Origin of the sequence: Clostridium sediminicola, assembly GCF_050402865.1 — a bacterium.
GTDB classification, from domain to species: Bacteria; Bacillota; Clostridia; order Clostridiales; family Clostridiaceae; genus Clostridium_AF; species Clostridium_AF sediminicola.
Map to the genome: position 1 here is coordinate 1 of NZ_BAABMF010000017.1, position 13,963 is coordinate 13,963.

A 13,963-nucleotide genomic window follows, 5' to 3' on the forward strand; every position below is an offset into this window, starting at 1 on the left:
GTCCTGAGCCAGGATCAAACTCTCAATTTGAAAAGTTCAATCATTTACTCATTACTTAAATTCATTGACTGGCATTTATTATCATTCTCTGTTTAATTTTCAAAGATCAAATCTGTTAAATCTTTCTTGCTGTTTTTTCGACAGCTAATTTAGTTTAACACTTTAATTCATCGTTGTCAAGAGTTTTTAATTTTTTCTTTCGACCGTTTTTTCGGTTTCTCTTGGCGACAAGGAATATCTTATCAAAATTATTCTAACTCTGTTTTTATTTTAATCCTAATATAGCAATTTATATGTATATTTCTTTGAATTTCTGAATATATTTAAGTTTTTCTCATACTGATACACTAGGCGTAGTTTATACTTGTCCTTGGCAAATTTTATTTGAATTTGCTGTTGAGACATATATTGCATCCTCAAATAAAATTATTTATCATTGAAGTATAAATAGATTTGTTTTATAATTATTATTAATAAACAAACTTTCTCATTAAAGGATGTGATTTTATTGAATAATGAAAATATTATAGAACTTTCAATAGGTATGAAAGCTCCCGATTTTACCATTTCCGGATCTGATAATCAAAATCATACTCTAAGTCACTACAGAGGTAAAAATGTTATACTCTATTTCTACCCAAGAGATAACACTCCTGGATGCACTAAAGAAGCAGAGTCTTTCAGGGATCACCATCGATGCTTAACAAAATTAAACACTATCGTTCTAGGAATTAGTAGCGATGCATTGAAATCTCACAATAAATTTATTGAAAAACTAAAACTTCCTTTTATACTTTTATCTGATGAAGATGAAAAAGTGTGTAAGTTATATGATGTATTAAAAGAAAAAAAACTTTATGGAAAGATATCAATAGGAATAGAAAGAAGTACCTTTATTATAGACGAAGAAGGCATAATAAGAAAAATTTATAGAAAAGTTAGAGTTAAAGAACATGTGGCTAATATAATAACTTTTCTTGATAAAAATAAATAAGATAACCCACTTATAGAAGTTAAGAGTTAAGGATGGAACAGCGAAAGCTTTCCATCCTTAACTCTTAACTATCTATTCTGATAGTGTTTTCACTATTTCCTTAAATTTAATTCCTCTATCTTCAAAATTTATAAACTGATCAAAACTTGCACATGCAGGAGACAACGTTACAATATCACCTTTTTCTGCTACTTTATATGCCAATTTTACTGCTTCTGCAAGATTATCTACATCAAAAATTTCTATTTCAGCTTTCTTATTAATACCTTCCTTTTCAAAAGCTTCTCTAATTTTATCTTTAGTATCTCCTAATAATATAAGTTTTTTAACATACTCATATCCGTCTTTCGCCAATACATCAAAAGGAATTTTTTTATCATATCCACCAGCAATTAATATAACTTTAGTTTCAAATGCCTTTAACCCTGCCAATGTCCTAGTAGGACTAGATGCTATTGAATCATTATAATATTCAACCCCATTAACCTCATCAACAAATTCTGATCTATGCTCTACTCCTCTAAAAGTTGTTGCTACTTTTTTCATTGCATTAATGTCAACATCATCATACGTCATACAAAATGCAGCAAGAAGATTTTCTATATTATGCATACCCTTTAATTTAACTCTATCTTTTGAACAAACTTTTTTACCATAAATATATAAGTTTCCTTCACTAAAATAAGCACCTTCTTTAATATCTTCCTTGGTACTAAATTTCCTTATATTATTATGAGCTTTCTTATCCATATTATCAGATAATTCATTATCTCTGTTAAGTACTAGGACACTTCCTTTTTTCTGAAACTTAAAGATATTTTCTTTTGCTTCCACATACTCATCCATATCTTTATGGATATCAAGATGATTTGGTGTAATATTTGTAATCAATGCTACATTCATTGATTGTTTCATAGTCATTAATTGAAAACTAGATAATTCTAGTACAACTTTATCTTCTTCTGTCATTTCTTCAATTTGAGCAAATAAAGGTGTTCCAATATTACCTCCAATCCAAGCTTTATATCCCATTTCTTTTAGTATGTTGTATACAATAGTTGTAGTTGTTGTTTTTCCGTCACTTCCAGTGATGCCATAAACTTTACCAGGACAATATTTCACAAACTCTTCCATCTCAGAAGTAATATAAGCACCTTCTTCCTTACATTTTACCAATGCAGGATTATCTATTCTCATTGATGGCGTTTTGAAAACTACTTGGAATCTAGTTAATCCAGATAAGTAATTTTCACCTAGCACTAATTTAACCCCTAATTCTTTAAATTCTCTTGCTGTATCACCTAATTGTTCTTCTTTCTTTCTATCAAAAGCAGTAACCTTTGCTCCTAGTTTAACAAGGAATCTTATTAGAGGAATATTACTTACTCCAATACCTACTACTGCAGTCTCTTTCCCATTAATAAAACTTTTAAATTCATCAAAGCTTTTACTCATTTTGCACCCTCCACTAATTTTACTACTAATACTATATTAGTTAAAAGTTAATGTGCTTTTACTATCACAAAAGGAATCATTTAAATCTTTTTTTAATTAAAAGCTTTCACCTAAGTAAAATGTTTCCTGAACTTTTAACTTTCTTAAACTTGTCACTAGATATCTAAAACTATACTTTTATTTTAAAATATTTAGTTTGTTGGAAGTAGTTTATCTATAATTATTACCATTTATTGATTAATTATAGCACTAAACGTAGTTATTGACTATATTTTTATCAATTCACCATAGAAATAAAAGACGAACTAAATCAGTAACAAGTGAAAAACCCAAAGACAAGTTTGCCTTTGGGTTTTAAATTAAAATTCTACTTTTTCAGCTAAGAATGCTTCTAATTCATCTATACTTATTCTTCTTTGCTCCATTGTGTCTCTATCTCTTATAGTAACAGTATTATCTTCCATAGTATCAAAATCTACAGTGATACAATATGGAGTACCAACTTCGTCTTCTCTTCTATATCTTTTACCTATACTTCCTGCTTCATCATAATCAACATTAAATTTCTTACTTAGCATAGCATATACATCTAAAGCCTTATCTTTTAATTTTTTAGATAGTGGAAGAATAGCTGCTTTATATGGTGCTAATGCTGGATGGAAACGAAGTACATTTCTAGTATCTCCATTTTCTAATTTTTCTTCTTCATATGCATTCACCAAGAAAGCAAGTGTTACTCTATCAGCACCTAAAGAAGGTTCTATACAATATGGAACATATTTTTCTTTTGTTGTTTGGTCCATATATGATAAATCTGTTCCTGAATGCTTTATATGCTGATTTAAGTCATAATCAGTTCTATCAGCTATACCCCATAATTCTCCCCATCCAAATGGGAACAAAAATTCAACATCAGATGTTGCATTAGAATAAAAAGCTAACTCTTCTTCTGAATGATCTCTAAACCTCAATTTTTCTTCTTTCATACCTAAATCAAGTAAGAATTTCCAACAATAGTCCTTCCAATAATTAAACCATTCAATATCTGTACCTGGTTTACAGAAGAATTCTAATTCCATTTGTTCGAATTCTCTTGTTCTAAAAGTAAAGTTACCCGGTGTTATTTCATTTCTAAAAGATTTACCTATTTGACCTATACCAAAAGGTATTTTCTTTCTAGCAGAACGCTGTACATTCTTAAAGTTAACAAAAATACCTTGTGCTGTTTCTGGTCTTAGGTATATTTCAGCCGCAGAATCTTCAGTAACTCCTTGGAATGTTTTAAACATAAGATTAAATCTTCTAATATTTGTGTAGTTTAGTTTTCCGCATTTAGGGCAAACAATATTATTTGTATCTATATATTCTTTAAGCTCTTCATTAGTCCATCCATCTGCTGTTTCTGTATCTTTACCATTATCATGTAAATGATCTTCAACTAATTTATCAGCTCTAAATCTCGCCTTACATTCTTTACAATCCATTAGAGGATCTGAGAATCCGCCAATATGACCAGATGCAACCCAAGTTTGAGTGTTCATTAATATACCACAGTCAACACCAACATTATATGGACTTTGTTGTATAAATCTTTGCCACCATGCTTTTTTAACATTGTTTTTAAATTCAACACCAAGTGGACCGTAATCCCATGAATTTGCCAATCCTCCGTATATCTCAGAACCTTGGAATATAAATCCTCTGTTCTTACATAAAGCAACAACTTTATCCATTGAAATTTTTTCTGACATAATAATTACCTCCCTTATTAATTTTGGCTATTTATACATTTATTATCCTAAGAGTCGGCTTAAGAATTAGTAGAAAAAAAACCAAATAAAAAAAGACCTACTAACCTAAAGGGACGAATTAAATCCGCGGTTCCACCCTTCTTGGCTATAGCCCTACTTTAAACTACTATACTCCAAAGCGCCATTCGCAAAAGTTTCTTAGTTGTTTTCACCAAACACAACCTCTCTATAAAAATAACTTTTACTACTCCTCTTCTTCTCAGTATATCTATATTAATTTGTTCCTTATGGGTATTTTATCAAAGCAACAGAAAATGTCAAGTGTTTTTCCCAAAAAATATAAATGGCTCCGCGGAGAGGACTCGAACCTCCAACCTATCGGTTAACAGCCGAGTGCTCCACCATTGAGCTACCGCGGAACATTTTTACTACAAGAAAAATTATATCACTTTTTATAAAAATTGCAAGTCTTTTTCTTAAAAATCTTTTTCCAATTCTTGATTACAGTGAAAAAACAAAGCCCGCTTAAAAGCGAGCTTATTAATTATTGTTTTGTAGGTTTCATCGTAGGGAATAACAATACGTCTCTGATAGAACTACAATTAGTTAAGAACATTACTAATCTGTCTATACCGATACCAAGTCCACCTGTTGGTGGCATTCCGATTTCTAAAGCATTGATGAAATCATCGTCCATCATATATGCTTCGTCATCTCCTAATTCTCTTTCTCTTAGTTGTTGCATAAATCTATCTTTTTGAACTATCGGATCATTTAATTCTGAGTATGCATTACATAACTCTCTACCATAAACAAATCCTTCGAATCTTTCAGTTAATTCATCATTTCCTCTTTTCTTTTTAGTTAGAGGTGAAATTTCAACTGGGTAATCAGTTATGAATGTAGGTTGAATTAATTTATCTTCAACAAATTCTTCAAAGAATGCATTTAAAAGATCTCCTTTAGAGCAGTCTTTTAATTCTTTCTTTGTTTCAACATGCTTTTCTTTTGCTATTTCTCTTGCTTCTTCGTCTGATTTAATTTCATTAAAATCAACACCTGCGTACTCTTTAACTGCATCAGTCATTGTAACTCTTTTCCAAGGTGGTTTGAAATCTATTTCTGTTTCTTCATAGGTTACTTTTGTAGTTCCTAATACTTTATCACATATGTATGCAACCATGTTTTCAGTAATATCCATCATATCATTATAATCAGCATAAGCTTCATAAAGCTCAACTACTGTAAATTCTGGGTTATGTCTTACATCCATTCCTTCATTTCTAAAGTTTCTTCCGATTTCATAAACTTTTTCTAATCCACCAACTATCAATCTTTTTAAATAAAGTTCTGTTGCAATTCTTAAATACATATCTATATCTAATGCATTATGGTGAGTTGTAAAAGGTTTAGCAGCTGCACCACCAGCTATAGGAGAAAGTATTGGTGTTTCAACTTCAATGAATTCTTTATTATCTAGGAATTCTCTCATATATCTTATAATTGCTGTTCTCTTTAAGAAAACATCTTTTACGTCTTTATTAACAATTAAATCAACATATCTTTGTCTGTATCTCAAATCTGGATCTTTTAAACCATGGAACTTTTCTGGTAATGGTTTTAATGATTTTGTTAACAGTTGAAAATCTTGTATTTGTAAAGTAACTTCGCCAGTTTTTGTTTTGAAAACTTTTCCTGTTATTGAAACAAAATCTCCGATGTCAAAAGTTTTGTACTCTTTTAGTTTTTCTTCTCCTACAACATTCAATTTGATATATAATTGAATTTTACCATATCTATCGTGTATATCAGAGAAACCTGCTTTACCATGAACTCTTTTAGACATAAGTCGTCCTGCAACTTTTACTTCTTTATCTTCGAGCTCTTCAAAATTTTCTTTTACTTCCATTGAAGTATGTGTACGTTCTACCTTATATACATCAAAAGGATCTTTTCCTTCTCCTTGTAATTTGGCTAATTTCTGTCTTCTTTCAAGAATAAGGTTATTAAACTCCGCTTCTTCTTTAGCTGCAAGTCTCTGAGCTTTTATTTCTTCTTTCGTCAACTGCTTTTCTTCCATAAAACTTTTACCTCCATCTAAATTTAATATAATCTATTATCTATGAATATCTAATACTTCAAATTTACTTACACCATTTGGTACTTGAACTTCAATAATGTCTCCTACTTTTTTACCTATTAATGCTTCCCCTACTGGAGATTCATTTGATATTTTATATTCTATAGGATCTGCTTCTGCTGAACCAACAATGTGGAAGTCAACCTCTTCATCAAATTCATAGTCTTTTACTGTTACGTGAGTTCCAATAGTAACAATGTCTTTAGGTAGTTCGTCTTCATCAACAAGCTCAGCATTGTTCAACTTGTTTTCCAATTGAGCAATTCTACCTTCTACAAATGCTTGTTCGTTTTTAGCTTCATCATATTCTGAATTCTCACTTAAATCTCCATAAGACAATGCAACTTTTATTTTTTCAGTTATTTCCTTACGTTTAACAGTTCGTAAATATTCTAATTCTTCTTCTAATTTTTTTAAGCCTTCTCTAGTTAAGATGTAGTTTTTATTATTACTCATTTAGAAACTCCCCTTTGAATATATTTGAATTTATTACTTTTCTAGTAATTTTATGTAATTATAGAACACATGGTTCTTTAAGTCAATATATATTGAGAATCCAATATGAAATTTATATAATTATAATTCAATAATTTTATTATCAAATTTAATTTTATCTAGATATACCTTGTTATTCTCAAAAGCCTTCTCTATACTTTTTTCCTTTGCAACTTCAAAAAATGCACCCAATAATTCAGGTGTAACAATGTCTTCATCAGCCCATTCAGTTTTATAGCTTACATTATTAATATGTATATTATCAAAAGAACTTGGTCTCAAGCTATTATCCAAAAGCCATATAGGACATAACACTTTTATATATATCGGTGTAGCCGTAATAATAAAGTCTGCTTTATTTATAAAAGGTATAATATCATCTGTTATTATAGGCGAAACACCAAAATTTGATACTAAATAATCAAATATTTTTCTGTTCTTTTGGTTATCCCATTCAGATACTAACACAATATACTTACACCATTTGGATATTTCATAAATAATATTCCTATTAATATCATATTCTGCATTATTTATAACAATACAAGCATTAAATAAACTTTTTTTCTGTAATCTGAGAATACTTCTAACACTCTCTACTATGCTATATGATAAAGCTTTCTTCTGAAAATCAGTAGAATATTTATAATCATATAACCTATGAGATTGAGGGCATAATAAACTTCCTTTATTCTTCTTAAGTATTTTATTTACGTTTCTAACATATGCTTCATCATCAAAATTAGAAGGAAATCTATAGTTTTTAACAATTACATCTAAGCTCTTTATGTATATATCTCCATCATGTCTTAGATAAAATGCGTCTTTAACTCTTGCCCAAAAAGATTTATTATAATAGATATTTTTCAAGTCTGACGAATATTTGATAATCTTTTTCATTCCAGTTCCTCAAAAATTATTATACTTTATTCTATTATAGAAATCCAATTTAAATTCCCTCTATTTCTAACTCTTTCTTGTATCCCAAAAGAATTTCGATAACTTTTGAAGGATTCAGTTCTGTATTAATTTCATTTTTTATCTTTGTGCAATTATTTAATCCTTTTACATACCACGCAACGTGTTTCCTCATTTCCCTGACTGCTTTAGCTTCTCCAAAATATTTAATAGCATTTTTATAATGTTTCAAACATACTTGGATTTTTTGACTATCAGTTGGATAAGTTATTTTTTCGTTAGCTATAGCATCTTTTATTTGCTTAAATATCCACGGATTACCCATGACTCCTCTAGCAACCATTATACCATCACAATTTGTTTCTGAAAAAAGATTAACAGCATCTTCTCCATAAAATACATCTCCATTACCGATAACAGGTATAGAAACTGCATCTTTTACTTTTTTAATAATACTCCAATCAGCTTTTCCTTCATACATTTGTTGCCTTGTACGTCCATGAATAGAAATAGCATCAACACCTGCATCTTCCATATATTTTGCAAATTCAACTGCATTTATATTTTCATTGTCATACCCTTTTCTAATTTTTACAGTTACAGGCTTAGTACTAGCTTTTTTTAATTCTTTAACAATTTCATAAGCTAGTTTAGGTGTTTTCATTAATGCAGATCCTTCGCCGTTTTTAACTATTTTAGGGGCTGGACATCCCATATTTATATCAATCAAACAAATATCATCGTTGTTATTAAAATCATGGCATGCATGTGCCATGATTTTGGGATCGCTGCCAAAGATCTGAACTGCTAATGGTTTTTCTTTTTCTGAAACTTTCATCAAAATCTTAGTATTTTCACTATTATAATAAAGTCCCTTAGCACTTATCATTTCTGTGTATACAAGTTCACAACCCATATCAACGCAAATTTCACGAAAAGCTATATCTGTAACACCCGCCATTGGAGCTAAAAATATATTATTTTTAAAGTTTATGTTACCTATCTTCATTAGTATCTTTCCCTATTATTTATTTTTATCATAAATAATCTTCAACCCTGCTAGAGTAAGATTTTTATTTATTTCATCTATAGTATTTGACTCCTTAGTAATCATTGATGCAAGTCCACCTGTGGCAATTACAAATGGCTCATCTTCACCTAAGTCCATCATTTCTTTCTTCATTTTGTTTACTATATAATCAACTTGCCCAATATAACCGTAAACTATACCTGCTTGCATACTATTAATAGTATTTTTACAAATTACAGATGGTGGTTTAATTAATTCTATTCTAGGCAATTTTGCAGCTTTTTCAACAAGCGCATCTGAGGAAATTTTAAGCCCTGGACAAATAGCTCCTCCTAAATAATCCCCACCTTTAGTTACAGCACAAAAAGTTGTAGCTGTTCCAAAATCTATAATAACTACAGCTCTTTTATAGATTACATGTGAAGCTACTGCATTTACTATTCTATCAGCACCTACAGATTTAGGATTATCATACTTAATATTTATACCTGTTTTAACTCCCGGACCTACTACAATGGCCTTTTTATTAAAATATTTTCTTATCATATGTTCGATAGAATACATGATATTCGGTACAACAGAAGAAATAATCACACCATCTATTTTATTTATATCTATATTACTCATAGTAAACAACTTCAATACCTGGACACCATATTCATCAGCAGTACGGTTTGGATCTGTTCCCACTCTCCATTGAACTACAAGTTCGTTTTCATCATAAATTCCTAACACTATATTAGTATTTCCAGCATCTAATACAAAAATCACAAGAATACACTCCTTAATAAAATACAAGAGCAGCTTTCACTGCTCTTAATTATAGTCCTTTTGTATAACAATTTAATTTTAACAATAACGGACAATTTGTCAAGTACACTTTTTTAAAATAATCCTACAATAGTTCCATCTTCATTGATATCCATTCTATTTGCTGCTGGAACTTTTGGTAATCCTGGCATAGTCATTACATTTCCAGTTAGTACAACTATAAATCCAGCACCACTAGATACTTTAACTTCTCTAACTGTTACTTTGAATCCACTTGGTTTTCCAAGTAATGAAGGATTATCTGAAAGAGAATATTGAGTCTTTGCAATACAAATCGGCATTTTGTCCAAGCCAATCTTTTCTATTTCTTTTATTTGCTTTTCAGCATTCTTAGTATAAACTACTCCATCTCCACCATAGATTTCTTTTGTTACAATTTCAATTTTATCCTTTATAGATAATTTTTCATCATATAAACACTTGAAATCACTTTTTTTGTTTTCAATTGTCTTAATAACTTTTTCTGCTAAAGCAACTCCGCCTTCGCCTCCATTTGCCCATACTTCTGTAAGTGCTACTTCAACATCATGTTCTGCACAGAATTTTTGGATAAATTGTATTTCTTCTTCTGAATCTGAAGTAAATCTATTAATAGCTACAACTGCTGGTACATTGTATTTTTTAATGTTCTCAATTTGTTTTTCTAAATTACTAATACCTTTTGATAAAGCTTCTACGTTAGGTATAGTTAATTCATCTTTTCCTACTCCACCATGATGCTTCAATGCTCTAATAGTTGCAACAACTACTATACATTCAGGTTTTAAGTTTCCATATCTGCATTTTATATCTAAGAATTTTTCTGCTCCTAAATCTGCACCAAATCCTGCTTCAGTAACAGCGTAATCCCCAAGCTTCATTGCCATTTTAGTTGCAAGTATACTATTACAGCCATGAGCTATATTAGCAAAAGGTCCTCCATGTATAATTGCTGGTGTATTTTCTAATGTTTGAACTAAGTTTGGTTTTACTGCATCCTTCATTAATAGAGCCATTGCTCCATCTACTCCTAATTCTTTACAATATACTGGCTCTCCATCAAAATTATAAGCAACTAGAATATTACCCATTCTTTCTTTTAAATCCATTAAATCATTAGCAAGACACAATATCGCCATTATTTCAGAGGCAACAGTTATCATGAATCCGTCTTCTCTTACAAATCCATTAGGCTTACCACCCATACCTACAACAATTTGTCTCAATGCTCTATCATTCATATCTAAAACTCTTTTGAAAATTATTCTTCTTGAATCAATTTTCAACGAATTTCCTTGATGTATATGGTTATCTATTGCTGCTGATAATAGATTGTTTGCTGCTGTTATTGCATGCATATCCCCTGTAAAATGCAAGTTTATATCTTCCATTGGTACAACTTGTGAATAACCGCCACCTGCTGCACCACCTTTTATTCCAAAAACAGGTCCTAAAGAAGGTTCTCTTAATGCGATTACTGTTTTCTTTCCTAATTTCCATAACGCCTGCCCCAAACCAACAGTTACAGTGGATTTTCCTTCCCCTGCAGGAGTTGGATTAATTGCAGTAACTAATACTAATTTTCCATCTTTTTTGTTTTCTAAATTGTTCAGTGCATCTAATGATATCTTACATTTATATTTTCCATAAAGTTCGATATCATCTTCACTTAATCCAATCTTATCTGCAATTTTAATAATCGGCTCCATTCCTGCACTTTGAGCAATTTCAATATCTGTCTTCATTTTAATACACCCCTTTTTATTTTTTATCTATCTTAGTTTTACTGTATTAAATAATTGCTTTGCAATAATTATAAATTGTGAAGCAATTCATAGTGACAAGTTACAAGTAATAAGTGACAAGTTGTTGATACCTTTGTTTTAGTTCATCTTTTATTTCTATTACAAATCTATTTATTTAATAATAAAATTATTTAAAAACCAACTATTACTTAGTGTTTTCCATAAACTTCTCAACATCAATAATATAACGAGTATGGCTTCCTTCCCCTATTTTACCTTTTTCATCGTATGCTTCTAATTTGAAATATAGTTTTTTTCCTTTGATTTCTTCTAATTCTGAAAAGCATTTAACTTTCATACCAATAGGTGTTGCTTTTATATGTTTTATATTTACATCTATTCCTACAGTAGCAAATCCTTCTGGTAAGTCTTTTGCAACACTACTTTGTGCGGTATTTTCCATTAATGCAATCATAGAAGGAGTTGCAAATACTTCTACCAATCCTGATCCTACATTAGCTGCAGTATCTTTATATTCTACCTTTATTTCCATTTCACCCTTGATGCCTTTACTTATATTGAAATCCATTTTAACACCCCTATTTATTTTTATATACACATTCCTATTTTACCTAAAAACCAAAATAAATTACAAGTAAATAATGAAAAAAATAGGGTGTATTCACCCTATTTTTTATAGTAATTCATTATTATCTTCTTGAATAACGATATCTTCAACTACAACATCTTCAAAATTATCTACTGTAATAGTATTTCCATCAACTATTGAATAGAAATCTTCTGCAGATAATTTCTCTTTTTCCAATAATGCCTTAGCAACTGCATGCAATTTTTCCATGTGCTCAGTAAGTAAACTTTCTGCTCTTCTATAAGCTTCGTCTACAAAATTCTTCACTTCATTATCAATAAGAGATGCAATTTCTTCACTGTAGTTTTTGCTTTTTCCAAGTTCTCTTCCAATAAATACTTCATTATGATCACTTCCATAAGAAATAGTTCCTATTTTTTCACTCATTCCATATTCCATAATCATTTTTCTAGCTATAGCAGATACTCTTTGAATATCATTAGAAGCACCAGTACTTATATCTCCAAGAATTAGTTTTTCAGCAACTCTACCACCTAGAAGTCCTACCATTTCATCTTTTAGCTTAGACAAAGACATATACGCTTTATCCTTTTCTGGTAAGTGCATAGTGTATCCACCTGCCATACCTCTTGGGATAATGCTTATTTCATGGACAGGATCTGCATGAGGAGAGAACCTCATTACAATAGCGTGACCTGCTTCGTGATAAGCAGTAAGCTTTTTATCTTCATCATCAACTACTCTAGATTTCTTCTCAGGACCAGCAATTACTCTTGCAACTGCTTCTTCTAATTCTTCCATTCCTATTTCGTCTTTCTTTCTTCTTACCGTTAATAACGCTGCTTCATTCATAAGATTTTCTAAATCTGCTCCAGTAAATCCTGGTGTCTGTTTTGCAAGTACATCCATCTTAACATCTTTAGATAATCTTTTGTTTTTTATATGAACTTTTAATATCTCTTCTCTACCTTTTACATCTGGTGCGCCAACTAATATCTGTCTATCAAATCTACCTGGTCTTAATAAAGCTCTATCAAGTATATCTGGTCTATTTGTAGCTGCAATCAGTATTATACCTTCGTTAATACCAAAACCATCCATCTCAACAAGTAATTGATTTAGAGTCTGTTCTCTTTCATCATGTCCACCGCCAAGACCAGCACCTCTTTGTCTACCTACAGCATCAATCTCGTCTATAAATATAATACATGGTGAATTTTTCTTTGCCTGTTCAAACAAATCTCTAACTCTTGATGCACCAACACCTACAAACATTTCAACAAAGTCAGAACCTGAAATACTAAAGAAAGGTACTCCTGCTTCACCAGAAACAGCTTTTGCTAATAATGTTTTACCTGTTCCCGGAGGCCCAACTAATAAAACACCTTTTGGTATTCTAGCACCCATTTCTAAATATTTTTTTGGTTGTTTTAAGAAATCAACAATTTCTTCTAGCTCTGCTTTTTCTTCATCAGCACCTGCTACATCATCAAAAGTAACATTTTGCTTATCTGGAGTTGCCATTTTAGCTCTACTTTTACCAAAATTCATAACTCCTCTATTGCCACCGCCACTTTGTGACTGTTGCATAAACATAAACCAAAATCCTATCAACATTATTATCAAAATAATTGTAGGAAGCGCACTTACCCATATAGGCCATGTTGTAGGCCTCTTCCAGCTTATTTTAACATTATTGTTTGGATATTCTTCAATTATTAATTTTACTATAACACTTTCAGGTGCTACAACCTCGAATTTAGTTTCATCTTTCAATGTTCCTATCGCTGTTCTACCATCATCTTGTATTTCTATATTACTAACTTGATTTCCTACCCATTTTTCTGTAAATTTATCAAAAGTTATTGAGTTACTACTATTAGCTCCTTCTGATAATACTAATGCGGATAATACTACCATTATTAATACTACTATCCAAATAGTTGCACTTGAAATTTTTTTCATCGTAAGCCCCCCTTCATACTTTGATTACTATAAGATTTTAACATATCATA

The 13,963-nt window shown here is 30.6% G+C and carries 11 protein-coding genes, 1 tRNA gene and 1 other annotated feature; of the genes, 1 reads left to right on the forward strand and 11 read right to left on the reverse strand.

Annotated features, from left to right (window positions below):
* Positions 1–508: 508 nt before the first annotated feature.
* A complete protein-coding gene (gene bcp, locus ACQ3F0_RS20555; protein ID WP_428867606.1) occupies positions 509–994 on the forward strand; it encodes a thioredoxin-dependent thiol peroxidase in 486 nt (161 codons plus the stop codon).
* A gap of 72 nt (positions 995–1,066) precedes the next feature.
* On the opposite strand, the gene murD is transcribed toward bcp, so the two are convergent.
* The 11 genes from murD to ftsH form a co-directional block, all read right to left on the reverse strand.
* Entirely contained in the window at positions 1,067–2,449 is a 1,383-nt protein-coding gene (gene murD, locus ACQ3F0_RS20560) for a UDP-N-acetylmuramoyl-L-alanine--D-glutamate ligase (RefSeq protein WP_428867607.1), read from the reverse strand.
* 359 nt (positions 2,450–2,808) lie between these two features.
* Complete coding sequence (locus ACQ3F0_RS20565) at positions 2,809–4,200, reverse strand: glycine--tRNA ligase (protein ID WP_428867608.1); 1,392 nt, start codon at positions 4,198–4,200, stop codon at positions 2,809–2,811.
* 106 nt (positions 4,201–4,306) lie between these two features.
* Positions 4,307–4,470 (reverse strand) — a binding site (T-box leader).
* Positions 4,471–4,544: 74 nt separating this feature from the next.
* Positions 4,545–4,619, reverse strand: a tRNA-Asn gene (locus ACQ3F0_RS20570).
* Positions 4,620–4,744: 125 nt separating this feature from the next.
* On the reverse strand, positions 4,745–6,280 hold the full coding sequence (gene lysS, locus ACQ3F0_RS20575; protein WP_428867609.1) for a lysine--tRNA ligase: 1,536 nt from the start codon (positions 6,278–6,280) through the stop codon (positions 4,745–4,747).
* Positions 6,281–6,316: 36 nt separating this feature from the next.
* On the reverse strand, positions 6,317–6,796 hold the full coding sequence (greA, locus tag ACQ3F0_RS20580) for a transcription elongation factor GreA (protein ID WP_428867610.1): 480 nt from the start codon (positions 6,794–6,796) through the stop codon (positions 6,317–6,319).
* A gap of 120 nt (positions 6,797–6,916) precedes the next feature.
* Positions 6,917–7,735 (reverse strand): hypothetical protein, encoded by an 819-nt coding sequence (locus ACQ3F0_RS20585; protein WP_428867611.1) that lies wholly within the window; start codon positions 7,733–7,735, stop codon positions 6,917–6,919.
* Between the two features lie 49 nt (positions 7,736–7,784).
* A complete protein-coding gene (gene dusB / locus ACQ3F0_RS20590) occupies positions 7,785–8,762 on the reverse strand; it encodes a tRNA dihydrouridine synthase DusB (RefSeq protein WP_428867612.1) in 978 nt (325 codons plus the stop codon).
* A gap of 15 nt (positions 8,763–8,777) precedes the next feature.
* Positions 8,778–9,554 carry a type III pantothenate kinase gene (locus ACQ3F0_RS20595; protein ID WP_428867613.1) on the reverse strand — a complete coding sequence of 259 codons (777 nt, stop codon included), beginning with the start codon at positions 9,552–9,554 and terminating at the stop codon, positions 8,778–8,780.
* A gap of 113 nt (positions 9,555–9,667) precedes the next feature.
* On the reverse strand, positions 9,668–11,338 hold the full coding sequence (locus tag ACQ3F0_RS20600) for a formate--tetrahydrofolate ligase (protein ID WP_428867614.1): 1,671 nt from the start codon (positions 11,336–11,338) through the stop codon (positions 9,668–9,670).
* A gap of 205 nt (positions 11,339–11,543) precedes the next feature.
* Positions 11,544–11,927, reverse strand: coding sequence for a thioesterase family protein (locus ACQ3F0_RS20605; RefSeq protein WP_428867615.1), 384 nt, complete (start codon positions 11,925–11,927; stop codon positions 11,544–11,546).
* A 105-nt stretch (positions 11,928–12,032) separates the two neighbouring features.
* Positions 12,033–13,913 (reverse strand): ATP-dependent zinc metalloprotease FtsH, encoded by a 1,881-nt coding sequence (ftsH, locus tag ACQ3F0_RS20610; protein WP_428867616.1) that lies wholly within the window; start codon positions 13,911–13,913, stop codon positions 12,033–12,035.
* Between the last annotated feature and the right edge of the window lie 50 nt (positions 13,914–13,963).